Annotated in this window: 23 protein-coding genes; 9 read left to right on the top strand and 14 right to left on the bottom strand. The window is 70.4% G+C overall.

The window, feature by feature from the left end:
• Positions 1-9 precede the first annotated feature (9 nt).
• The 3 genes from ACGFQ9_RS11045 to ACGFQ9_RS11035 all read left to right on the top strand — a co-directional run bounded on the left by ACGFQ9_RS11045 (position 10) and on the right by ACGFQ9_RS11035 (position 1949).
• Positions 10-555 carry a flavin reductase family protein gene (locus ACGFQ9_RS11045; RefSeq protein ID WP_393573429.1) on the top strand — a complete coding sequence of 182 codons (546 nt, stop codon included), beginning with the start codon at positions 10-12 and terminating at the stop codon, positions 553-555.
• 109 nt (positions 556-664) lie between these two features.
• On the top strand, positions 665-1627 hold the full coding sequence (gene fabD / locus ACGFQ9_RS11040) for an ACP S-malonyltransferase (protein ID WP_393573427.1): 963 nt from the start codon (positions 665-667) through the stop codon (positions 1625-1627).
• Between the two features lie 124 nt (positions 1628-1751).
• On the top strand, positions 1752-1949 hold the full coding sequence (locus tag ACGFQ9_RS11035) for a hypothetical protein (RefSeq protein ID WP_393573425.1): 198 nt from the start codon (positions 1752-1754) through the stop codon (positions 1947-1949).
• Here ACGFQ9_RS11035 and ACGFQ9_RS11030 read toward each other — a convergent pair.
• A complete protein-coding gene (locus ACGFQ9_RS11030; RefSeq protein WP_393573423.1) occupies positions 1935-2588 on the bottom strand; it encodes an RNA polymerase sigma factor in 654 nt (217 codons plus the stop codon). The two genes, ACGFQ9_RS11035 and ACGFQ9_RS11030, sit on opposite strands and share 15 nt — an antisense overlap.
• Positions 2589-2886: 298 nt before the next feature.
• Here ACGFQ9_RS11030 and ACGFQ9_RS11025 point away from each other — a divergent pair, with 298 nt between their 5' ends.
• Entirely contained in the window at positions 2887-3222 is a 336-nt protein-coding gene (locus ACGFQ9_RS11025) for a Rieske (2Fe-2S) protein (RefSeq protein WP_393573421.1), read from the top strand.
• Positions 3223-3291: 69 nt separating this feature from the next.
• Here the strand turns inward: ACGFQ9_RS11025 and ACGFQ9_RS11020 are convergent, their stop codons facing one another.
• The 12 genes from ACGFQ9_RS11020 to ACGFQ9_RS10965 form a co-directional block, all read right to left on the bottom strand.
• Positions 3292-4842, bottom strand: coding sequence for a cytochrome P450 (locus tag ACGFQ9_RS11020; RefSeq protein ID WP_393573419.1), 1551 nt, complete (start codon positions 4840-4842; stop codon positions 3292-3294).
• Positions 4842-6236, bottom strand: a complete 1395-nt coding sequence (locus ACGFQ9_RS11015) for a cytochrome P450 (protein ID WP_393573417.1) — start codon at positions 6234-6236, stop codon at positions 4842-4844. Before ACGFQ9_RS11015 ends, ACGFQ9_RS11020 begins: the two co-directional genes overlap by 1 nt.
• A 28-nt stretch (positions 6237-6264) precedes the next feature.
• Positions 6265-6813: an ester cyclase gene (locus tag ACGFQ9_RS11010; protein WP_393573415.1), complete on the bottom strand. Its 549-nt coding sequence runs from the start codon at positions 6811-6813 to the stop codon at positions 6265-6267.
• Between the two features lie 69 nt (positions 6814-6882).
• Entirely contained in the window at positions 6883-8397 is a 1515-nt protein-coding gene (locus tag ACGFQ9_RS11005; RefSeq protein WP_393573413.1) for a phytoene desaturase family protein, read from the bottom strand.
• Between the two features lie 120 nt (positions 8398-8517).
• Positions 8518-9624 carry an FAD-dependent oxidoreductase gene (locus ACGFQ9_RS11000; protein ID WP_393573411.1) on the bottom strand — a complete coding sequence of 369 codons (1107 nt, stop codon included), beginning with the start codon at positions 9622-9624 and terminating at the stop codon, positions 8518-8520.
• Positions 9625-9816: 192 nt separating this feature from the next.
• A complete protein-coding gene (locus tag ACGFQ9_RS10995; RefSeq protein WP_393573409.1) occupies positions 9817-10794 on the bottom strand; it encodes an ester cyclase in 978 nt (325 codons plus the stop codon).
• Positions 10791-12377, bottom strand: a complete 1587-nt coding sequence (locus ACGFQ9_RS10990; protein ID WP_393573407.1) for an MFS transporter — start codon at positions 12375-12377, stop codon at positions 10791-10793. Before ACGFQ9_RS10990 ends, ACGFQ9_RS10995 begins: the two co-directional genes overlap by 4 nt.
• 20 nt (positions 12378-12397) lie before the next feature.
• Positions 12398-14701: an MMPL family transporter gene (locus ACGFQ9_RS10985; RefSeq protein WP_393573405.1), complete on the bottom strand. Its 2304-nt coding sequence runs from the start codon at positions 14699-14701 to the stop codon at positions 12398-12400.
• A gap of 76 nt (positions 14702-14777) precedes the next feature.
• Positions 14778-15350 carry an ester cyclase gene (locus ACGFQ9_RS10980; RefSeq protein WP_393573403.1) on the bottom strand — a complete coding sequence of 191 codons (573 nt, stop codon included), beginning with the start codon at positions 15348-15350 and terminating at the stop codon, positions 14778-14780.
• Positions 15347-15898 carry an ester cyclase gene (locus ACGFQ9_RS10975; RefSeq protein WP_393573401.1) on the bottom strand — a complete coding sequence of 184 codons (552 nt, stop codon included), beginning with the start codon at positions 15896-15898 and terminating at the stop codon, positions 15347-15349. Before ACGFQ9_RS10975 ends, ACGFQ9_RS10980 begins: the two co-directional genes overlap by 4 nt.
• A gap of 46 nt (positions 15899-15944) precedes the next feature.
• Positions 15945-16532 (bottom strand): hypothetical protein, encoded by a 588-nt coding sequence (locus tag ACGFQ9_RS10970; RefSeq protein ID WP_393573399.1) that lies wholly within the window; start codon positions 16530-16532, stop codon positions 15945-15947.
• Positions 16529-18148 (bottom strand): DHA2 family efflux MFS transporter permease subunit, encoded by a 1620-nt coding sequence (locus ACGFQ9_RS10965; RefSeq protein ID WP_393573397.1) that lies wholly within the window; start codon positions 18146-18148, stop codon positions 16529-16531. The genes ACGFQ9_RS10970 and ACGFQ9_RS10965 overlap by 4 nt, the downstream gene beginning before the upstream one ends.
• Before the next feature lie 151 nt (positions 18149-18299).
• On the opposite strand from ACGFQ9_RS10965, the gene ACGFQ9_RS10960 reads away from it, so the two are divergent.
• The 5 genes from ACGFQ9_RS10960 (at position 18300) to ACGFQ9_RS10940 (ending at position 22005) form a co-directional block, all read left to right on the top strand.
• Positions 18300-18917 carry a TetR/AcrR family transcriptional regulator gene (locus ACGFQ9_RS10960; RefSeq protein WP_393573395.1) on the top strand — a complete coding sequence of 206 codons (618 nt, stop codon included), beginning with the start codon at positions 18300-18302 and terminating at the stop codon, positions 18915-18917.
• A gap of 87 nt (positions 18918-19004) precedes the next feature.
• Positions 19005-19772, top strand: a complete 768-nt coding sequence (locus tag ACGFQ9_RS10955) for a TetR/AcrR family transcriptional regulator (RefSeq protein ID WP_393573393.1) — start codon at positions 19005-19007, stop codon at positions 19770-19772.
• A 422-nt stretch (positions 19773-20194) separates the two neighbouring features.
• Entirely contained in the window at positions 20195-20962 is a 768-nt protein-coding gene (locus ACGFQ9_RS10950) for a helix-turn-helix domain-containing protein (RefSeq protein WP_393573391.1), read from the top strand.
• 114 nt (positions 20963-21076) lie between these two features.
• Positions 21077-21559 carry a MarR family winged helix-turn-helix transcriptional regulator gene (locus ACGFQ9_RS10945; protein WP_393573389.1) on the top strand — a complete coding sequence of 161 codons (483 nt, stop codon included), beginning with the start codon at positions 21077-21079 and terminating at the stop codon, positions 21557-21559.
• On the top strand, positions 21556-22005 hold the full coding sequence (locus ACGFQ9_RS10940; RefSeq protein ID WP_393573388.1) for a MarR family transcriptional regulator: 450 nt from the start codon (positions 21556-21558) through the stop codon (positions 22003-22005). Before ACGFQ9_RS10945 ends, ACGFQ9_RS10940 begins: the two co-directional genes overlap by 4 nt.
• A gap of 214 nt (positions 22006-22219) precedes the next feature.
• Here ACGFQ9_RS10940 and ACGFQ9_RS10935 read toward each other — a convergent pair whose 3' ends face one another.
• On the bottom strand, positions 22220-22723 hold the full coding sequence (locus ACGFQ9_RS10935; protein WP_393573387.1) for a nucleoside deaminase: 504 nt from the start codon (positions 22721-22723) through the stop codon (positions 22220-22222).
• Positions 22724-23140 lie beyond the last annotated feature (417 nt).

The following is a 23140-nucleotide window of genomic DNA, read 5'->3' as shown; positions in this document are numbered from 1 at the left end:
GGGACGCTCATGACGTCCCCGCAGCGGACCTTTGCTTCCGCCTCGGCCCTGGCCGAGGCGGAAGACCCCGCCCAAGCTGCCGCCCGGCGGTTCCGGCAGGCCATGGGGAGGTTCCTCACCGGCGTCGCCGTGGTCACCGCGTGCGGGCCCGACGGGCCGCACGGAACCACCGTCAGCTCACTGGCCTCGGTCTCGCTCACCCCGCCGATGCTCCTGGTGTGCCTCAGTCGGGAGTCGTACGGGGCCGAAGTGATCGCCCGGAGCGGCACCTTCACGGTGAACGTGCTGGGGAGCAACCAATCCGAACTGGCCGGCTGGTTCGCCACGTCCGGCCGGCCGCGCGGCGCCGAGGGCTTCACGGGTGTGCCGCACCGGAGCGGCAGCACGGGTGGCCCGGTCCTCACCGGGGCCCTCACCCATCTCGACTGCCGGGTGGACCAGGTGATCCCCGCAGGGGACCACGTCGTCGTCATCGGCGAGGTCGGCGACATCGGCATCGCCGAGGAGACCGATCCACTCGCCTACCACCAAGGCCAGTTCCAGCGTCTGCGGTGACCCCCTTCGCCGCAGACCGCCGCCGGGGCCGGTGCAGTCCGCACCGGCCCCGGCCCCGGCGGATGCCGGGGCCCGCCGTTGTGTCCCTCACCCACCCATGGAAGTGACCATGAGCGACATCGCCTTTCTCTTCCCCGGCCAGGGCTCCCAGCGCCCGGGCATGGGACGTGACCTGACCGAACGCCATCCCGAGCTGCTGGAACGGTACTACCGGCCGGCCGACGAGCTCCTCGGCTTCGGCCTGTCGGACCTCTGCTTCGAGGGCTCCGCCGAGGATCTGCTGCCCACCGGGATCACCCAGCCCGCGGTCTTCCTCACCAGCATCGCCATCCTCGACGTCCTGCGCGCCCGCGGCTTCGACCCGGCCATGGCGGCCGGGCACAGCCTGGGCGAGTACCCGGCGCTGGTCTGCGCCGGAGTCCTGGAGTGGCAGGACGCCCTGCGCCTGGTGGCCCGGCGCGGCGCCCTGATGGCCGGCGTCAACGAGCGCACACCGGGTGCCATGGCCGCGCTGATCGGGCTGGGCGCGCAGCAGGCAGAGGCCCTGTGCGCGCAGACCCGCGAGCGCACCGGCGCCGTCGTGGAGGTCGCCAACTACAACGACCCGTCGCAGCAGGTGGTCTCCGGTGAGCGGGACGCGGTGCGTGAGGTGGCCGCCGCGGCCAAGGCTGCCGGTGCCGAACGCGCCGTACTCCTGAAGGTCGGCGCGCCCTTCCACTGCAGCCTCATGCGCGATGTGGAGGAGGAGTTCGCCGCCGAGCTGGATGCCGTCACCTTCCACGACCCGCGGATACCGGTACTGGCCAATGTGACGGCGGCTGCCGTCCGTTCCGGTGCCGAGGCAAGGGAGAACCTGCGCCGGCAGCTCGCGGGAGCGGTGCGCTGGTCCTCGACGCTGCGCGCGATGGCGGAGGCCGGTGCAGGCACCTTCGTAGAGGCCGGCCCCGGACGGGTGTTGAGCGGCTTCTGCCGCAACACGCTTCCCGAAGCCGTCTGTTATCCGGCCGGCGAGGCCCGGCGCATCGACCGGATGGCCGGCGCCCTGCGCGAGCGAAGCCCGCTGCCCGTGTGAGAGACGGGCCGAGGGGCGATGTCCAAGTGCCGCGAACAGCCATACCTGCCGGTATTGCCGTTCGCGGCACTTTCACCTACCCTCGCATTAGTTCACCCAAGAACTAAGTAGTGGAGGTGTGGCGATGGACGAGGACAATGGCGAGACACTCGGCGAACTTGCCGAAGCCATCGGCCAACCTTCGCACAATGCATTGGAGAACGCCAAAGCGCTTTTCCCGTTCATTGCCCATGAACGGGAGATGAAAGATTTGGACATGAACTCCGACGACGATCTGGTCCACGCCGCGGAGTGCGCGAAGACCAAATCACAAGGCCGATGAGCGGAGTTCGGAACTGCTCTCCAGTGCGTAGGCCCGCAGCCCCATCTTCTTGATGGTGTCGAACAGGACCACGGCCTGCCCGGTACGGTCGGCCTCGCGCTCCAGCGCGCGCTCCAGGTGCCTCAGGCAGCGGGCGCGGATCGGACCGATGGAACCGCGCGCCATCCCCAGTGCGGCACTGACTCCGTCGTACGACATCGGCGGTTCGGCCACCAGCAGGCCGAGCAGCGCCTGGCACTTCGGGGAGAGCGAGCAGTACGCGAGCAACACCTGGTCATGGCGTTCCTGCGTGAGCGCGCGCTCTTCCGGCTGATTCTCCGAGGGCTGCGGCCGGTCGAACACCTCGGGGTCCTCGATCGGCGTACTGCGCCCCGTCTTCTGGATGTGCTTGAGACTCTCCCGGCGGGCCGCCACAGAGATCCATCCTGCCAGCTTCTCCGGCTCCCGGAGCTTTTCCAGATGCTGGATCACCCGCATCCAGGTGACCTGACTGACGTCCTCGCAGTCCACGGTCCCGAGCCGGTGGCTACGGGCTATGGCCCATATCAGTGGCGAATAGCGGTCAACTATTTCATTCCAGCTCTCCTGTGAGCCGGCCAGACAATCGTCCACGAGCTTGGGCAGAGCAACATTCTTCACGCATCCCCCGATACTTCATTCGACCTCTCCGCTTCGACGACTCTTTCAGATGTCACCTCTTCGCGGACCCCACCGGAATGAATGGCAGCACCCAAATATCAACTGTCACGGGCGCTACGGGTGTTAACTATACGGTGCGGCCCAGGTCCAGTGTCAACGGCTGATTGTCCCGTTCTCGTCACACGCTCGTATCCGGCTGGAGCGCTCGGCCCTCCCGGCGGAGGCGTATCAAATCCCTTGCGCGAGGGCTCTGTTGAAGTACCAGCCCGCAACGCACGGTGTGTCGAGAGGAATGACAGTGGAAGCCCAGAACGAAATCCGCGCGGCCCGCGCGGACCAGATTCCGCCAGGTGGCACCCTCCCCGTAGATCTGGACGGAACTCCCGTTCTGCTGACCCGGATCGGGGAGACCGTACACGCCATCAGCGCCCTGTGCTCCCACGAGGGTGCCCCGCTGTCGGACGGCGAGGTGATGGAGGACGGCACCATCGAGTGCCCGTGGCACTTCAGCCGTTTCTGCCTGCGCACCGGCGAGGCCCTCGACCTGCCGGCCACCGACCCCGTACCCGCCTACCGGGCGCGGGTGGAGGGCGACGAGGTCTACGTCCGACTCGCTCCGGCACCGGGGAGCTGAACCCGGAAGGCCGGGGTGGCCGCGCCTCGTGCGCGGCCACCCCGGCCTTCGTGCGGCTGCGGCCGGCCCTCAGGGGGCCGCAGCCCCGGCCGGCTCCTGTCCGTGCCCGTAGGGGCAGCCTGCGGCCGGTTCCGCATCGCCGGCCGGTACGGGCTCCGGTGCCGGTTCCCTCCGAGCGGCCGGCCCCGCGGCGGCAGCCGTGCCCGCCGCGGGGCCGCGGTCCGTCACCCGGCGCAGCGTCATCCGGATGCCGTGCTTGGCCCGTAGGGAGATGTCGGGCTGCATCACCACCGGGTGACCCGGCACCATGTCCAGGTGGAAGCGCTGCAGGATCGATGCCACCACGATGGTCAATTCCATGTTGGCGAAGGCCAGTCCGACGCAGTTGCGCGGCCCGCCGACGTAGGGCACATAGGCGTACCGGGGCCGCCCGGCCGAGCGCTCGCGGGTGAACCGCAGCGGGTCGAAGCCCTCGGGGTTGTCCCAGAACTCCGGATTGCGGTGCGTGATGTACGTGCTGAGCAGCAGGAACGAACCCGCCGGGATGTGATAGCCGCCCAGCGTGTCGTCCTCGCGCGGCATCCGCGCCACCTGCCACAGCGGGGGGTAGAGCCGCAGCGCCTCCTGGATGAACAGCTTGAGGTACTTCAGCTGGGGCAGGTCCTCCATGGTGGGCGGCCGGTCGCCCAGTACGGAGAGCACCTCCTCCCGCGCCCGCTCGGTCTCCGCGGGCCGGGTGGAGAGCAGATGGCAGATCCACGACAGGGTGGCGGCCACCGTCTCGTGCCCGGCGATGAACAGCGTCATCACCTGGTCGCGCAGCTGCTCGTCCGTCATCAGCTGCCCGGTCTCCGGGTCGGGGGTGCGCATCAGCATGGACAGCAGGTCCTGCGCCTCCTCCTCGGCCGGCAGCCGGCGCCGCTCGGCGATCAGCCGGTACACCGTGTCGTCGAGGAGCGCACGGGCCGCGCGGAAGCGGCGGTTGCGCGGCGTCGGGACCCGTTCCGGGATGTCGGCCACGGCGATGAGCTTGCTGTTGATGTGCTCCAGCTGCACCGCGACCGCCCGGCCGAGCGACAGGGCGTCGTTCGACCAGTCGGCCCGGAACAGGCAGCGGGCGAGGATCTCCAGGGTGAGGCTCTGCATCTCGGTCCTGGCATCGATCACCTCCTCGTGGCGGGCGAGCCGCTCCCACCGGTCGAGCATCCCGGCGGTGCTGTCCACCATGACGCCGGCGAACTGCTCGAGCGGCTCGCGGCGGAAGGTGGGCGCGACCGTGCGCCGCTGTGCGCGCCACACCTCCCCCTCCGTGGTGACGAGTCCCTGGCCGACCGACACCCCGACCTTGCGGTTGAAGTCGTCGGGGTGCGGATAGTTCTCGAAGCGGTCCGCGAGGATGTGCTTGAGGTGGTCGGGGTGGGTGACGAGCACCACCGGCACCGGCCCGCGGAACTGGACCAGGTCGCCGTGCTCGCGCCAGGCAGCGAGGAACGTACCCAGCGGATCCCGGCGGAAGTCGAGGGCGGAGCCGAGCAGCGGCAGTCCCCGCGGACCCGGCGGCCGGCGGCCCGCGATCCGCCGGCCCGCCGTCCCCTGCGGCGCTGTCCGGGCGGCCGGCATCAGAGGCCTCCTTCGGCAGCCGGAGTGAAGTGCTGGAGCCGCATGGGCATTCCGCCGCGCGGATACAGGAAGACGTTCGACGTCGGCTCGCACACGTGCCCGCCGGCCAGGGTCAGCCGGTACGCCTGCAGGATCCGAGCGATGACGAGGGGGGCCTCCAGGACCGCGACCGAGGACCCGGGGCACAGCCGCGGGCCGCGCGAGAACGGCACGTAGGCGTAGAGCGGGGCACCGCCGGTCGCGCTCTTCTCGAACCGCTCCGGGCTGAACCCCTCCGGGTTCTCCCAGAAGTCCGGGTGGCGGTGCATCAGGTAGGGGCTGATGAACACCTGGGAACCGGCGGGAATGTGGTAGCCGCCGATCTCGTCGTCCTCCAGCGGGCTGCGCGACAGCGTCCACACCGAGGGGTAGAGCCGCAGCACCTCCTGGTAGAAGGCGCGCAGATAGCGCAGCTTGGGCAGGTCGGCCGCCTCCGGCTCGCGGTCCCCGCACACCTCGGCGATCTCCGCCCGGGCCTTACGCTCGGCCTCGGGGTGCCGCGAGAGCAGCGAAAAGGCCCATACCAGTGAGAGCGCGGTGGTCTCGTAGCCGCCGAGGAACATGGTGACGACCTCGTCGCGCAGCTGCTTGTCGGACATCCGCTCGCCGGTCTGCTCGTCCTGCGCGTTCAGGAACCGGGTCAGCAGGTCGTCCGGGGGCGAGCTGTCCCTGCGCCGCTCGGCGATGAGCCCGTACACGAAGGAGTCGAGCGTCGTGCGCGCCTGGAGGAACCGGGTGCGGGCCCGGCTGGGCAGCGCGGTCGGCAGCTCCACGAACCTCTGCAGCCGGACGTTGGTGTACGCGTTACAGATGCGCACCGCGCGGGCCAGTTCTCCTGCCCGGCTGCTCACATCGGTGCTGAACAGCGTCTGCATGACGATGGTCAGCGCGAGCCGGAACATCTCGGGTGTGATGTCGAAGGTCTCCTCGCGGGTGGCCCGTCCTTGCCAGTCCCGTACGAGATCGCTGGTGGCATCGACCATCGCGGGCCCGAACCCGGAGATCCTGGAGCCCTTGAATGCGGGCTGGGCGAGCCTGCGCTGGCGGAAATGGAATTCACCGTTGCTGGTGAACAGGCCCTGTCCCACCCAGGGTTCGAACTTGCCGACCGACAGCGGGTCCTTGGGGTAGTTGGGCTGCCGGTCGTCGAGTACGTGCTTGATGTGGTCGGGGTGCACGATCAGGAACAGGTTGCGCTTGCCCGGAAGCCGGAAGCGGACGATGTCGCCGTAGTCGCGCCAGGCCCGGGTGAAGGTGCCGACCAGGTCGCGGACGAGGTCGGGGCCGCAGCCGACCACGGGGTATCCCTGTGGGCCGGGGGCCTGGCGGACACGGCCGCTCAGGGTGGGACTCATGCTGCCTCGCTCTGCTGGTGTCGGACCGTCAGCGGTTGCGGATCTTGTGCCGGGCGACATGGAGGATGTTCCCGAAGGTGAGCTTGAGGATGGCGCCGGGACCACTGCCCGGCTCCGGGGCCATGCCGCACTGCTCGACCATCGAGGCCGTGCTCTCCTCGTGCCACAGCTCGGAGAACTTGCCGTCGCGTACGACATGGAAGTCCAGGCCGGTCATCGTCATCCGGCGGCCGGTCCCGGGGAACCCGTAGAGCTCGCCGTGGAAGGTGCCGGTGGCCGTCCACCGGTCGATGACCTTGTCGCCCATGATCACCACGTCGTCCAGGAAGAACCTCAGGTCCGGGAAGGCGTCGTGCATCAGCTGAACGGCCGCGCGGTGTCCGGCCGGGCCCTGCGGGCAGCCGGGCAGCGGCATGTGGTCCTTCCAGTCGGCGGCGAGCAGCTCGCGCTCGGTCGCAGCGTCGTTCTTGTCCCAGACCTCCTCGATGTAGCGGCGGGCCATTTCGTAGTACGTCTTGTCGAGGGAGCCGTCGAAGTTGGCGGCGGACTGGGTGTCGATGTGGGCAGGACGCGACATCGCGGGGCCTTTCGGTTTCGGTATGGGTCGTGACATCGGGATGGGCGTACGGACCGGGAGGCGGAAGTCTCAGAGATCCGGGCCGACATCGGTCACACCGGCGGAGCGCAGGATCTCCTGGGCGGTGTGGCTGCCGGAGACGATCACGCGCAGGGCGCTGGCCGCCTGGGCCCAGTGGCCGGAGAGGTAGAGCCCCTCGATCGGGGTGCGGTAGGTCAGCCGCTTGCTGCCGGCCTGCGCCGGGGTGTTCTCCCAGCCGTAGGCCGCACCCCGGTGGTTGCCGGTGAAGCGCTCGAGGGTGAGCGGGGTCGCGCTGGAGACGAAGGTGAGCCCGTCCTTGAATCCCGGATAGAGCCGTTCGATCAGGTTGAGGTACTTCTCCTCCAGCTTGGGCTTCAGCTCGTCCCACGACTCGGGGCCCTCGTACGGGGCCAGGGCCGTCGAGGTGACCAGGTGCTCGCCGGGCGGGCCGAGGGTGGGGTCGAGGAGGGTCGGGACGACGACCACCGTGGCCGGCGCCTCGCCCTCGGAGAAGCCGGCGAAGTTGCGGTCGTGGTCGTCGGACTCGTAGATGAAGGTCTCGTGCGCCCCGCCGGCCGCCGCGATGTCCAGCGTCGTGGCCGCGTACACCACGAACATCGACATGGACCCCTTGAGCGAGCGCAGCCGGCGGTTGTACGCCTTCGGCAGGTGCTCCAGGCCCACCAGTTCCTCGAAGGTGTGCTTGGCGTCCGCGTTGGAGATCACGAGGGGTGCCCGCAGCTCCTGCCCGCCGGCCAGGACCACGCCCTCGGTGCGCCCGTCGCGGATCAGGATCCGCTCCACGGGCGAGTTGGTGACGACCTTGCCGCCGTCGCGCTCGATGGCCGTGGTGAAGGCCTTCACCAGATGCTGGAAGCCGCCCTTGCAGTGGTAGAGCCCGTGCATCTGGGTGTAGAGGAACCGGGCGAACAGCTCGAAGGACAGCTGCGACGGCGGCAGCCCCATGTACGGCCAGCCCGCGCTGCAGAACGCCTTGCAGCGCTGGTCGGAGATGTACTCGTCGAGCACCTCCCCGAGCGTGCGCATCCGGTGTCCGAACAGGGTGGGGAAGCGCTCGACCGCTTCGCCGAGCTCCTTGGGCGACAGCTGCACCGGGACCTGGTGGGCCTCGTCGAGGAAGCGCTCGCAGAGCCCGAAGAAGCCGCGGATCCCCTCCTCCTCGTGTGGGAAGAGCTTGACGTGCGCGGCGATGAACTCCTCCGAGCCGAAGGGCGCGTCCAGTACGTCGTCGTCGATGACCACCCGGTACAGCGCGTCGGACTCGACGAAGTCGCACATCTCACGGACACCGAGGTAGCGCAGGAGCACGTCGATGGTGCCGCCCTCGGCCGCGCCCGGCACCACGTGGATGGCCGGGTCGTAGTAGCGCTCCCCGGCCCGGAAGGCGTGCGCGTAGCCGCCGATTCCCGCGGCGCGCTCCGCGACGAGTACCCGGCGTCCGAACTTGGCCAGGTACGCCGCGGCCGAGAGGCCGCCGAGGCCGCTGCCGACCACGATCACGTCGTAGTCGGTGTCCGCCAGGGGTGGTGCTGTGCTTGCCATCGGCCCTCCAGGAGGCGTGAGGTGCTCTCTTCACTGGGAAGATCTGCGCACCCCCGCCGTGGATACAGGGCGGACGGCAGGGAAGGCGTCATCCGTCGGCACGGACCGGCGCGGGCGGGCTCACCAGAACTCGGGGAGCGGCAGCGTCGACCGGGTGAACAGTTTGGTCAGCATCGGCCGGGGCATGGAGCCCATCATCCGGTCGCGGACCGGCGAGGGCAGCGAGCGCATCCGCAGCATCCCCCTGGCCCGCTCGAAGTGCTTGAGCACCCGGGGATAGCGGTCGTCCTCGTAGGCGCGCAGGGCCGCGGTCACGTCGTCGGTACGGGACAGCCGTGCGGCGAGCACCGCCGCGTCCTCCAGTGCCATGCAGGCGCCCTGGCCGATGGTGGGGAGGATCGGGTGCGCCGCGTCGCCGAGCAGGGTCACCCGGCCGCGGCCCCAGTTCCGTACCGGCCGCCGATCCCATGCCTGGCCGGGGAAGAGCTGGTCGGCCGGGGTGCGGGCGACGAGCTCGCGCACCACGTCGGGCCAGCCCTCGCCGGTGGGCGGCTCGTTGATCGAGCCGTCGACGAACCAGTACACCCGGTCGCGGGTCAGCGGCATGATGCCGCAGGTCCCCTTGGCCCCGAAGTGGAAGTCGGTTCCCTCGTACGTCCACATGCTGCCCCGGTCGACGACGCCCTGCCAGCTCTCCAGCGGGTTCTCCCGGCGCTTGTCGTGCCCCGGCGGCAGCAGTCCGGCGCGGACGGTGGAGCCCACGCCGTCGGCGCCGACGACGAAGTCGGCGCGCAGCTCCTCGCCGTCCGCGAGGACGACGGTCCCGTCGGTGCGGGTCCGGACCACCTCCGCGCCGAACCGGACGGTGGTGCCCGCCTGTTCGATCAGGGTGTCCAGGAGCTCCGCGCGGGTGACCCCCTGGCCGGTGACGCCGTACTGCTCCTGCAGGAAGCCGAGGTCGATGGAGGCCAGCTGCTTTCCGGCGCCGTTGAACATCCGCGCGGAGCCGATGGGCTGGCAGATCTTCAGCAGTGCCTCGTACATGTCCCGGCCGCCCGAACTGCGTACCGCACGTAGTGCGTTGGGCCAGATGGTGATCGCCAGACCGTCCCGGCGCGCTTCGGAGCGCTCCAGGACGGTGACGTCCATGCCCTGCCGGGTCAGCATGCCGGCCAGGGCCAGCCCGCCCACTCCACTGCCCACAATGATCACGGACCGTCGTGCCATGCCGGATTCCCCCTCGTTCTCACGGATTCTCACGGAAGTTGTTCGTGTCGGATTCGCCGCGTGCGCTGTGGACGCGCGCGGAACCGGGCGCGGGTGCCGGTCCGGGACCGTGCTGTCCCGGACCGGCACCCGCCCGTGTGGTTTCGGTCGCCGTCCGCCGGGTGCGCGGTCGGCGCACCCGGCGGACGGAGGTCACTTCAGGCCGAAGGGGTTGACCGCCCGGTAGTCGAGCCGGCTCCAGTGCTCGACGAACCGGCCGTCCTGCACCCGGAAGACGTCCGCCCGGTTGAGCCGGAGCTCCTTGCCGGTGCCCTTCTCGTGGCCGTGCCAGACCCAGAAGACGACGGCCTGCTTGTTGTCGGCGACGGTGTGCTTGATCTCGAAGCTCAGGTCGGGGAAGCGCTCGCGGTAGCTGCGCAGGTTGTCCTGGAGCCCCTTCAGCCCGGGGGCGACACCGCGCTGGTGCTCGATGAGGTCCGGGGCGATGGCGCCGGGGAAGGGGACCTGGGGGTTGCGGTAGAAGGTGTTGACGGTCCACAGCAGCGCGACCGTGTTCAGGCGCTGCTGCGGGGTGCCCTCCCAGCTGACGGGGGTGGCGGGCTGGTCGCCGCCGGGCAGGTCGACGCCGAAGGCCTGCATGGCGGAGTAGTCCACCGCGTCCCAGTGCTCGGCGATCTTGCCGTCCTGCACCCGGTACAGCTCGGCGGTCTCGAAGACCAGTTCCTTGCCGGTCTGCACGTGGTGCCCGGTGAACGTGGCGAGCAGCATCACCTTGTCGCCCTGCGGGACCACGGTGTGGATGGTGGCGGTCAGGTCAGGGAAGATGCTGTGGAAGAGCTTGTAGTCCTCCAAGTAGCCGCTGAGCCCCTGCTTGAGACCCGGGCTGTGCTGGATGTAGTCCTCGCGCATGTAGTCGCCGGCCCGCTCCAGCTGCCGCTTCCTGAGCACCTCGGTGTAGAAGCCGAGCACCACCTGCTTGCTCTGCTCGCCGACGGTGTCGGTGCGCTGGTTGCGCCGGCTCGCGGTGTCCTGCGCCGCGTTGGCGTTGCCCCAGGTGAAGACGGCGAGCAGCAGACCCACCACACCCACCGCGAGGAGCCGGAGCAGTCTGCTCTTCTTCTTCACGTGCTTGCCGTCCTTCACTTCCTTGTGTCCTTTCGTGCGACTCATGCGACGGGATTCCTTTCACGGTCGAGCAGTTCGGGGGAGAAGGCGGGGGCGGCCGGGGCCTCCTCTGCGGGCCCGGCGGCTGCGGCCGGCCGGGGGCGCCCCGCCGGGAGGAGCAGCAGGGTGGCGAGCACACCGGCCACGGCTACGGCGGCGGCCGCGGTCATCGCGTCGGACAGCGCGCCGACGTAGGCGTCCGAGGCGATGGAGAGGAGGCCGCCGCCCGCTTCGCCGCCGATGCGCGAGGCCACCTCGGCGGCCCCGCCGAGCGAGTCGTGGACCGCGGCAGCCGAGGGAGCCGGAAGCCCGCCCAGCTCCGGCAGTCCTTCGCGGTAGGCCGTCGTCAGGACGCTGCCGACCACCGCGATGCCGAGGGATCCGCCGACCTGGAGCGTGGCGTCGGTCACCGCGGACGCGGCGCCCCCCTGCTCCTCCGGTGCAGCGGCCAGAATGGCGTTGGCACACGGGGGCAGCACCAGGCCCATCGTGAAGCCGAACAGCGCGAGCGCCCAGAGTGCGACCTGCTCCGAGCCGGCATCGGCCCGCGCCATCAGCAGCATGCTGCCGATGAGCGCGACCAGGCCGGTGACTGCCACCGGCCTGACGCCGAGCCGTTCGGCCAGCTTGCCGCCGAGTCCGGCGCCGATGATCGCGGTCAGTACGGGCAGCAGCCGGACACCCGCCTCCAGCGGCCCGTGGCCGCGGACGAACTGGAGGTACTGCGTGACCACGAAGAGCAGTCCGAAGAGGCAGAAGTTCACGCAGAACATCGCCACGGCGCTCCCGGCGAACTGAGGCGAGCGGAACAGCGCCGCGGAGAGCATCGGGTGCGCGGTGCGCCGCTCCCACCAGACGAACGCGGCGACGAACAGGGTCCCGGCCGACAGTGCGGACAGCGTCCGCGCATCGGTCCAGCCGAACCGGGGGCCTTCGATGATGCCGTAGACGAGCACTCCGAGTCCGGCCACCGACAGCAGGACGCCGAAGAGGTCGAGCGGGGTGCGCTTCGGGTTGCGGGACTCGGGGACCATCACCGCTGCGGCGACGATGGCGACCAGTACGACGGGCACGCTGATCAGGAAGACCGATCCCCACCAGAAGTGCTCCAGGAGCAGCCCGCCGAGCACGGGGCCCAGCGGTACCCCGATGGCGCCCGAACCGGCCCAGACGCTGATCGCCTTGGCCTGTTCCCCGGCCGGGAAGACGTGCTTGATGATGGAGAGGGTGGCGGGCATGACGAACGCCCCGCCCACCCCCATGCCGGCCCGCATCGTGATCAGCATGGCCGGGCTGGTGGCGTAGGCGGCCGCCAGGCTGAAGCCGAGGATCAGCACCAGGCCGGTGAGCAGCATCCGCTTGCGGCCGAACCGGTCGCCGAGCCCGCCGGCGAGCAGCAGCAGCCCGCCGAAGGCCAGGGTGTAGGCATCGATGATCCACTGGAGTTCGCCGCCGGTGGCCGCGAGATCGTGCTGGACCCGGGGCAGGGCGAGGTTGAGGATCAGGTTGTCCATGCCGGTGACGATCAGGCTCAGACACAGGACGGCCAGGATGCGCCAGCGGCCGGGGTTGACGGCAGAAGGGTCCACAGGAACGACTTCCCTCCAGATCAGTGGGCCGAGGGGCCGGTGAGGACACGGGGGTCGGTGGAGCCGGGGCCGGCTGCGTGGCCCGGCTCCCCCGGGGCCGGCGCCTCGGCGATGCCGAAGCGGCGGTGCAGCCGGCGCAGCGGCCCGGGTGCCCACCAGTTGACCGGGCCGAGGAGTCGCATGAAGGCGGGCAGCAGCAGTCCGCGGACCACGAGGGCGTCGATCAGCAGGGCCAGCGTGAGTCCGAGCGCGAACATCTTCTGGAAGGCGATGGTGCTGGTGAACAGGCCGGCGACGGTGACCACGCCCATCAGGGCCGCCGCCGCGGTGACCAGGCCGCCGGTGCGCTGCAGGCCTTCGGCCACGGCCGTCGTGTCGTCGGCGCCCGCGTCGTGGGCCTCCTTGATCCGCGAGAGCATGAAGACCTCGTAGTCCATGGAGAGCCCGAACAGCAGGCAGAACATCAGGATGGGGGCGACCGCGGTCAGTGCTCCGGTGGCCGTGAAGTCGAGCAGGCCGGACAGGTGTCCGTCCTGGAAGACCCACACCATCGCGCCGAAGGTGGCGCTGAGGCTGAGCACGTTGAGGACGAGCGCCTTCAGCGGCAGCACCACGCTCCCGGTGAACAGGAAGAGCAGGAGGAACATCGCGACGGCGACGAAGCCGAGCACCAGCGGCAGGTGGTCGCCGAGCGTCTGCTTGGTGTCCGCGAGGGCCGGTCCCGCTCCGGTCATCTTCACCGGCCAGGGGGCGTCCACCGCGCGGAGGTCCGTCACCAGCCGTTCACCGCTGTCCGAGTACGTCTCCACGGAGGGCAGCACCCGCAGATACGCTCCGGCTTCGGTGGCCATGTCCCGGTCGGCGGGGCCCGGGTCGCCGACGCGGGCGCCGCGGCGGTACTCGCCGGCGGACGATCTCACCGAGGCCACGCCGTCCACCGCGGACAGCCGCCCGGCGTAGTCGCCGACCTCCCCGGACTTGGTCCTGCCGTCGCCGATACCGGCGGCCACCACGGTGATCTCGTCCGCCGCGCGGGAGTCGAAGTGGGTCCTGACCGCCTCGCCGACCTGCCGGCTCTGCGAACTTGCCGGCAGCTGCCGGTCGTCCGGCAGACTGAACTTGACGCCGGTGAAGGGCGATCCGAGGGCGAGCAGAGCCACGACGCAGACCGCCGCGATCGGCAGCGGGAAGCGCATCACCACGGTGGCGGTCCGGTGCCAGAACCCGTCTCGCGGCAGTACGGCCGCCGCGCCCCGGTCCCCGCCCCGCCGGAAGAGCTTGCGCGCGTCCAGGCTGTTGATCTTCGTGCCGAACAGGGCGAGCAGGGTGGGTACGACGATGATCGCGGAGAGCGCGGCGAACAGGGACACGCCGATCCCGGCCACGGCGATGGAGCGCAGGAAGTACAGCGGGAAGATCGCCAGCGCGGCCAGGGACAGCATCACGGTGAGCGCCGAGAAGAGGACCGTCCGTCCGGCCGTGCGCACCGCGGCGACGATGGCCTCGGAGCGCACCGCCCTGTCGGTGATGTCGCCGCCACGGACCCGGAGCTCCTCGCGGTAGCGCGAGACCACGAAGAGGCTGTAGTCGATGGCCAGGCCCAGCCCGATGATGGTGGTGGCGTTGAGTGCGATCACCGACACGTCCATGAACATGGCCATGACACGCAGGAGCAGCAGGACGCCCATGACCACGGGAATGGTCATGAGGATCGGCAGCGACGCGGCCACCAGACTGCCGAACACCAGAGTGAGCACGACGAGGAGCACCGGGAAGGCGATGCGCTCCATGGCCATCAGGTCCTTCTGCGCCGCGGCCTCGGTGTCCTGTGCGGCGGCCACGCTGCCGCCCAGCTTGACCTCGAGGGCTCCCTGGGTTCCCGCGTACTTCTTCCGCAGGCCGTCGACGCGCTTGGCCGCCTCGGTTTCGGTGCCCGAGATGTGGGCCATCACCAGCGCGGAACTGCCCTTGCCGTCCTTGAGCGCCGGCTGCCGGCCGCTGGTCCAGTACGAAGTCACCTGCTCGATGCCCGGCTCACGCCCGAGCCGTTCGGCGAGGTCCGTGCCGTCCCTGGCCGCGTCGGGCGCGTCCACCGAGGAATCCGCCGTCGCCAGCAGGACGAGGTTGGAGCCGCGGACGTGGAACTCGCCGGCCAGGGCGTCGCGGGCCAGGGTGGATTCCGCGGCAGGGTCGTCGAAGCCGCCGGCGGCCAGCTTCTCGACCACCCCGCCGCCCACGGCTCCGCTCAGTACGACGAATCCGAGAATGGCGAGGAGAAACATCTTTGGCCGGGCCGTGACAGCCCTGCCGATACGCGCGAGCATGATGCTCCGTTCTCATTGGGGGATCGGGATACTCGGGCGCGTACCGGACATGACGGCCCTTGCGCCTGCGCGCCTGCTACCGGCCCTGCGACTTGCCGTGCGCCTTGCGGTACTTGCGGTCGAGGAGGCTCAGCCGGGCCGCCGTCCTCACCGAGTGGGCCAGGGTGCCGAGCGGGCCGGTGCCGGGCGGCGGGACGATGCCCATCTGGGTCAGCATTCCGGCGTAGTCGCCTTCCTGCCGGAATTCGCGCATACGCCCCTGGTCGTCGTACTTCTCGATGATGATCTCGCCGATCTCGAGCCGTCGCCCGGTGGGCGGAATCCCGAAGAGCGGCCCGAGATGAGTACCGCGGAACGTCACGTGCAGCACGGCCTCGTTGCCGTCGATGAGGATGTCGTGCCAGTCGATCTGGACATCCGGCTTCGCGGCCTTGACCAGGTTCAGCGTGTCCAGGAACTCCTGTCCGCCGTTCAGCACCGGCCGCCCGGGCAGATAGCACTTGTAGTCGGGCGAATACCAGGGCAGCGCCCGTGAGTTGTCGGTCGACCAGGACAGGTCGGACACCATGAGGATGTGCTCGCGGGTCAGCTTGAATCCGCCGCCCGCCGCGGTGCTTCCCGTCTTCGGGAGCTGCTCGTTCACGGTCATCGGACCGCACCCTTCTTCCGCTGCTGAATCCGGTCCTTGGCCATCAGCGCGCCGAGCCGGCCGACGGTCTTGAAGGTGTGCGCGACGGTGCCGAGCGGACCCGCGTCCTCGGGCGGGGTGATGCCGAGCTGGGAGAGCACGCCCAGGTAGTCGGCCTGCTGCCACATTTCGACGATCTTGTCGCCCTCGAACCGCAGGATCACGTGCTCGGAGAGCCGGGTGGGCAGACCGGTCGGCGGGATTCCCATCAGCGCGCCCCGCTGGTGCCCCGTCAATTCACCGCGGACCAGGACCTTGTCCCCGTCCGCGAGTACCTCGTAGGAGCGGCGAGCCAGGTCGGGTATCGCCTCGAACATCTGCCGGGCCAGCTCCTTGAGGCCCGGGATGCCGTGGATCTCCGGCTGGCCCGGCAGGGGCACATAGGTCACCACGGCCGGGTCGAAGTGCTCGTCGATCACGCCGAGATCGCGCTTGTTCCACAGTTCGTCGAGGACACGCGGCGCAATCCGCTTGATGTCCGGCGCGGTGGGCGCCGTCTTGCTTGGCATCTTCTCTCCATTTCTCGTGCGCTCGCCGACACGCCCGCGGCCACGCTCATTTCTGTGTGTTGCGGGCTGCCGCGGCCAGCCAGTCATGGCGGATCAGGCTGCTGAAGGGTTCGATCAGCAGCCAGTAGCGGCGGAATCTGCGCGCCGAATCGGGGTCGGTCGCATAGACCCTGGTCTCCGTGTGAAGCCGGGTCCCGGTGCCGTGCGCGGTGGCCGAGAAGGCCATGAGTCCCTTGATGTTTCCCGGCTCGTCGAACTCCCGGTACTCGTCGGGGGTCAGGGTGAGCCAGTTCTGCCGCAACGCCCAGGGCTGGCCCGCGAATCCGACGACGAGATCGCCGTCCGGGTCGTCCTGGAGGTTGAAGGCGCCCACTCCCTCGACCAGCCCCTCGAGCACCGGCGCCTGCTTGTCCAGGTACCGCTCGTCACTGCCGGGCACGAGACGCGCCGGAATGCTGCGTACGAAGATCAGCGGACGGATGGCGTACATGTCCGCCGGTACCACCTCGCGCACCGCTCGAGCCGTGACCGCCGGTTCGGCGGGCACGTTTCGTCCGTGGTGGGTACGCCACTGGTACCGGGGCAGCCAGGTGTCGCAGCTGCCCATCTTGATGTCGAAGTCGCGGTCCTTCACCGCATCCGCCTTTCGTCGTCGCCGGCTCCGGACCGCAGCCCGGTCCCGGCATTCACTGGGTGAGATCCATCCGTGTCCGCCGCGGATACACCTCCGGGGGAACCTTCTGGGGCGACGGCGCGCCGCGCGCCGCGCCGCCCGGGGAGTACCAGGACCGCGGCCAGCGTCCCGGCAACGGTCACCGCCGCGCCCGCGACCAGCGCGTCCCCGAGCCCGCTGACGAAGGCCAGCCGGGCCGCGTCGAGGACTTGGCCGCCGCCCCCGGGGGCCGCGGCGGCTGCGGCGGAGGCCCCGCCGAGGGAGTCGTGCACCGCTTCCGCGGCGGCCGGGGGCAGCTCCCCGAGCGCCGGCAGCGCCTCGCGGTAGGAGGTGGTCAGGATGCTGCCCACCACGGCGATCCCGAGCGCCCCGCCGATCTGCATGGCCGTGTCGGTGACGGCCGAACCCGCGCCGGAGCGGCCGGGCGGTACGGCGGCGAGCATGGCGTCGGCCGATGCGGGCATCGCCAGGCCCATACCGAGGCCGAACACCGCCAGGCTCAGCATGGCCCGCCCCTCGGACTCGAGGCCGGCCCCGGCCATCAGGACCAGCGCCGCGGTGATCAGCGCGAGCCCGCTCGCCACCACGGCACGCAGCCCGCATCTGCGTACCAGCACGGAGCCCAGCGGTGCGGCCGGGATCATGGTGGCCACGGGCAGTAGCCGCAGCCCGGCCTGCAAGGGCTCGTAGGCCAGGACGAATTGCAGGTACTGCGTCAACACGTACAGCGCGCCGTACATCCCGAAGGCAATCGCCGTGATGGCGGCGGCGGTGCCGCCGAAGCGGGCGTCACCGAAGAGTTTCGGCGGCAGCATCGGGTGGGCGGTGCGGCGTTCCCACCTCATGCACGCCGCGAGCACCGCGGCGCCGGCCAGCAGCAGGGCCAGGGTCTGCGGGTCGGTCCAGCCGTTGCGCGGCGCTTCCACCAGGGCGTACACCACCAGGACCAGGCCGGCGACGGAGAGCAGCGCGCCGAGCAGATCCAGGCCGGGATGGCCCTCGTCGCGGGACTCGGGGACGAGCAGGGCTCCCGCGACGATCGCGATCAGGACCACCGGGACGTTTACGAGGAAGACCGATCCCCACCAGAACCACTCGAGCAGCAGCCCGCCGACGACCGGCCCGAGCGGCACGCCGAGCGCGGCGGCGCCGGCCCAGATCCCCACCGCCTTGGCCTGCTCCTCGGGCGGGAAGATGTCCTTGATGATCGAGAGCGTGGCCGGCATGAGCAGCGCCGCCCCGGCTCCCATGGCCGCCCGTGCCGCGATCAGCTCGCCGGACGAGCCCGCGAAGGCCGCGGCGAACGAGCAGACCAGGAACAGGGCCAGGCCGAGCAGCAGCAGCCGCTTGCGGCCGAACCGGTCCGCGAGGCTGCCCGCCAGCAGGAGCAGGCCGCCGAAGACCAGGGTGTAGGAGTCGACGATCCACTGCGGCTCACTGCCGGTCGCACCCAGGCTCTGCTGGATGTGCGGGAGCGCGAGGTTGAGGATCAGGTTGTCCAGGCCTATGAGCACGAGGCTCAGGCACAGCACGGCGAGGATCCGCCAGCGGCGCCTGTGAACGGTTGCACGATCCACGGTCAGCTCGCTTTCCGTAGTGCGGCTCCGCTTTGCAGTTCCGCTTTTTCCGTTCCGCCGGGCTGCGGCGGTCACCGGGCACGGCTCGGTCACCCTGCCCGGACGCATACGATACTAGAGTTCCGGAACTCCAGTGCCGTATGCTGGGGCCATGCAGAACCCGGAACAGCGGATGGGCCGCCCCCGCGACCATCAGATCGACCAGGCCGTGCTCCAGGCGGCGCGTGAGCTGCTGACCGAGGCCGGGTACAGCCGGGTGACCATGGACGCCACCGCTGCTCGCGCCGGCGTGGGGAAGGCCGCCATCTATCGCCGGTTCGGCTCCAAGGCGGAGCTGCTCTTCGCGGCGGCCGTGCACGGGATGGACATCGAGCCGCCGCCGGACACCGGCTCACTGCGCGGAGATCTGCGGGCGATGACGCGCTTGATCCACGAGCGCCTCTCGAATCCCGCAGCCCGCGAGGTGACGCCCTCCCTGATGGCGGAGATGGCCCGGGACCCCTCGCTGGTCACCCGGTTCCAGAACACCTTCATCGCCCGGGAGCGCCGGGATCTCACGGCGATCCTGGAACGCGCCGAGCTGCGCGGCGAGCTGGCCCGGCCGCTGGATCCGCTGCTGGCCCATCTCATGCTGGGCGGGCCCCTGTTCCTGGCCCTGCTCGCGTTCCACCAGCCCGTCGACGAACCGCTGCTCGACGATCTGGCGGACGTGCTCGCCGCCGGGCTCATCGCCCGGGCCGCCTCCCCGAACTCAGGTGACACCTGTTAACTTCAGTGCAAGTTACTGCTGCGGAACAATGTGCCGAGCACATCGAGGCCCGTCGCAGCCAGACCGCGCCGTAAAGGGCACAAGGGCATGAGCCAGGGGAAGGCGCCGCGACCGGAAACCTCGCGGCGGGAGCGGCAGCGCCGCGCGACCATCGACGAGATCAAGCAGGTGGCACGCGTCCTGCTGGTGGACGAGGGCATCGGCAACGTCACCATCCGCGCGATCGCACGTGAAATGGGGATGACCCCTCCGGCGGTCTACCGCTACTTCGCCAGCCACGACGGACTGCTGCGGGCCATCCGGACCGATATCTTCACCGAAGTCGCAGCGTATCTGCGGACGTCCCACGAGGCCCTGCCCATGGACGACTCGCCGGGACGGCTGATCGCCGCCGCCCGGGCACTGCGCCGCTGGGGCCTGGAACACCAAAGGGAGTTCGGCCTGCTCCTGGGCCCCAACGCGCCGGGAGCGATCAGCGGAGGGGAGTCCGCCCTGGAACAGGACGCGGGGTGGGTCTTCGGCGTGGTCTTCGCCGACCTCATGTCCGATCTGTGGCGCAATCAGCCCTTCCCCGTCCCACCCCCCGGCGCCCTGCCGGCCCAGCTGGCCGATCAGCTCAACAGGCTCCGCGCCGACCGCAATGTCGACCTGCCGGTGGAAGCGATAGCCGTCATGCTGCGGTGCTGGGTGCGCCTTTACGGACTGATCTGCATGGAGGTCCTGGGCCATCTGCAGTTCGCCCTGGACGACGGCGTTCTCTTCTTCGAACGCGAACTCTCGGACTGCTGTGCCACCTTGGGCATCACGGCGAGACTGAACTCCGACTGCTCGGACCCCGACACGACGTGTCGCTGACCGCGGTCCTCCCGCCGGCGCATCCCCCGGGCCCCGCGGCCCAACCCACCCCACGGGGCACGGCCGGCTGAGCCTTCGAGCCTCGTACACGGCTGGCCGACCGCCCCGGCCGGGTCATGCACTGCTGCACCGCCGTCAGGCTCCGGACCGCATGGATCTTCGTGCGCGTAGCGGTGCTTTCCCCCGCCGGGGAGGCCGCGCCGCGTGCCATCCGGCCCACGCTTTCTGACGTTGGAAACGCTAAGTTGCGTTCATGAATCTGGCAACGAGTTCGTTGCGCTTTGAATTCATATCTGCAGGTCGCGGTCGTGGGATCGGTGCGTCGATGCGCGGGCTTAATGCAACGTCGGGCGCCTGTTCGTTGCAATGCTCTCGGCGTGAACGCTATGCTGGGGCGCATTGGGGAGAACGAAGGAGGCGCGATGCCGGGAGGCAGGCTCACCCAGCAGGACCGTCAGCAGATCGCGCTGGGGCTGGCCGACGGCCTCGCCTACGCGGAGATCGCCAGGAGGGTCGACCGCCCGACCTCGACGATCACGCGCGAGGTCATGCGCAACGGCGGCCCCACCGCCTACCGTGCCGACCTGGCCCACCGGGCGACCGAACGCCGCGCCCACCGGCGCAGGCCGGCGGCGCCCCGGGAGGCGGAGGCGTCCCGGCAGCCCCACGGGCGTGACGCCGAGGCCGTGCGCGAGTACGAGGAGCTGTTCACCACCGTCCTCATGGGTTCGGGCATGCCCAAGATGATGGCCCGGGTGATGGCCTCCCTCACGCTCAGCGACTCCGGCAGCCTCACCGCCTCCGAGCTCGCCCGGCACCTCCAGGTCAGTCCGGCGTCCATCTCCAAGGCGATCGCGTTCCTGGAGAGCCAGGGCCTCGCCCGCCGGGAGCGCGACGAACGCCGCCGCGAGCGCTACGTCGTCGACGACGACGTCTGGTACCAGTCGATGATCGCCAGCGCGCGCGCCATCGCCCACCTGGTCGACATCGCGCGGCAGGGCGTCGGCGTCCTCGGCGCCCAGACCCCTGCCGCCGTCCGCCTGGAGAACATCGCCAGGTTCGCCGACTTCGTGTCCGAGAGCACCGTCCGCGCCGCCGAGCAGGCCCGCGCGATCCTCCATACGAAGTCCCAGACGCCTGCGGGCGACTCCGGCGAGCCGGGCCAGGGCCAGGGGCAGGGCCAGGGCTAGGGTCGGGGCCCGGATCCGCACCCGGGGTGCGGGTGGGCGGGCGCGGGCGGCCCTGCCCGAGGGCCCGCGCGAAAACAGTAGCCATGTACATAGTAGCCATGTACAGTATTTCTCGTGACTACAGCAGCCGAGAGCGCCACGGCCGGATTCCTGGTCTGGCGCCTGTCGATGAAGTGGCGGGTGGCCGTCGACCGGGCGGTCGCGCCGCTGGGTCTGACCCATGCCCAGTACGCGCTGGTGGCGTCGTTGTACGGGATGCGGCGCTCCGGGCTGCGGCCCAGCCAGCGCCGGCTCGCCGACCACACGGGGCTCGAAGCCCTCTACGTCTCCAAGCTCGCCCGCACCCTGGAGGCCGCCGGACTCGTCGCCCGCACCCGGGACCCCGACGACCCGCGCGCCATGCAGCTGTCGCTCACCGAGCAGGGGTGCGACGTCGCGCGCCGTGCGATCGAGGTGGTCCAGGCGCTCCTGGACCAATTGCTGGCGCCGCTCGGCGGTCAGGACAGCCCGCGCGCACGACAGTTCACCCGCGATCTGGCCACCCTGCTCGACGCACCTCTTGATCCGCACACCGAGAACGAGAAGGAGCAGTCATGACCACCACCACCGCACCCGCGGTCAACGGCCGTGCCATAGCCCTGGCTCACCACGCCTCGCGCGCCCTCCTGGAGGGTGCGCTGGACCGCCACGGCGTCACGTTCCACCAGAGCGTGACGCTCCGGGCCGTCGCCGTCGCCGGCGAGTCCGTCGGCCGCGACGAGCTCGTCTCCGCGGTCACCGGCTCGCTGAAGGCCGACGAGTCGCTCGTCCGCGGCGTGATCGAGGAGCTGACGGCCGCGAAGCGGCTGGAAGAGGACCCGGCGGAGGCGTCCCGCGTACGGCTCACGGACGCCGGACGGGAGCTCTACGAGCGCACCGCCGCCGCGGGCGGAGAGATCGCCGCCCGGCTGTACGCGGACATCCCGGCCGAGGACCTCGCGGTCGCCGGCCGCGTGCTCGCCCTGGTCACCGAGCGCGCGAACGCCGAGCTGGCCGGGGCCTGAACCTCCGCCCCGGAAGTGCCCTGGAAGGTCCCCTGAAACGCCCCAGGGCGGCGGATGCCCCGTCGGGGTCATCTCGCCGCCCTGCTTACGGAGCGTTCACATGTGGCCGCGGACGTTCACCTCGTGTTGCGGTGCCGGAAAGTTCCGGGGTCCACACTGGTCCGGGCGGTCCGGTTCACCGGTTGCCGGAGCACGGTGAACCGGTACACCGGGCTCAGTAGTCGATGCGGTCGGACTTGGCCAGCCACGCGTCGAACGGCGCCGTACGGTTCGACAGCTCCAGGCGCTCGATCGCCAGCGGCCAGTCCGCGGAGTCCTGCTTCTCGAACAGGTCGTAGAACTTGCGGTCGTCGAAACCGGCCACCGCGGCGTCGTCACGGTCGGCGGCGAAGATGATCCGGTCGACACGGGCCCACAGGGCGGAGGAAAGGCACATCGGACACGGCTCGCACGAGGTGACCAGGACGCAGCCTTCGAGGGAGAAGGTGTTCAGCTCCTTGCAGGCCTCACGGATCGCGGTTACCTCGGCGTGCGCCGTCGGGTCCAGGTTCGAGGTGACCCGGTTGTTGCCGAGCGCGACGATCTCGGTGCCCTTGGCGATCAGGGCGCCGAACGGGCCGCCGCCGTTCGCCACGCTGTTGGTGGCGAGCTCGATCGCCTTGTTCAGCCACTCGCGCTCGAGTTCCTGAATGCTGGTTTCCTGGGCGTGTGCCGTCATGGTCACTCCTTGATTCGGAGACGGTGGGGGACTGTCCGGATGCGCCCGTGCGGGACACCGCACCCGGGGCCATACATGGGGACCTGCGGGTGCCGCCCTGCCGATCGGATCGGCCGGCGACACGCGCGGGGATTACCGCGGCGGGGGGCCGGCGGTGTGCTCCGGGGCGATTGGGGTGTGGGGCGGGGTGGGCCCCGTCGCGGTGCGGGTGGCGTTCACGACCGCCAGTGAGTTCTGGCCGGGCTGCTCGGTCATCTGCAAGCCTCCGCCGTTCAGGGCGCCTGTGTGTCCGGGCACGTGGCGTCCCGTCGTCAGACCGGTTCCGGGCGGACCGGGGTGCCGCCGCGCCACTCGCGGCGCACGGGCCACGTCGACGCCGCGGTCGTCGGGTCCTGTCGTGACAGTGATGCCCGCATC

This window comes from Streptomyces sp. NPDC048603 (genome assembly GCF_043199475.1).
Taxonomy (GTDB): Bacteria; Actinomycetota; Actinomycetes; order Streptomycetales; family Streptomycetaceae; genus Streptomyces.
This window is presented reverse-complemented; position numbering and strand designations above follow the sequence as displayed.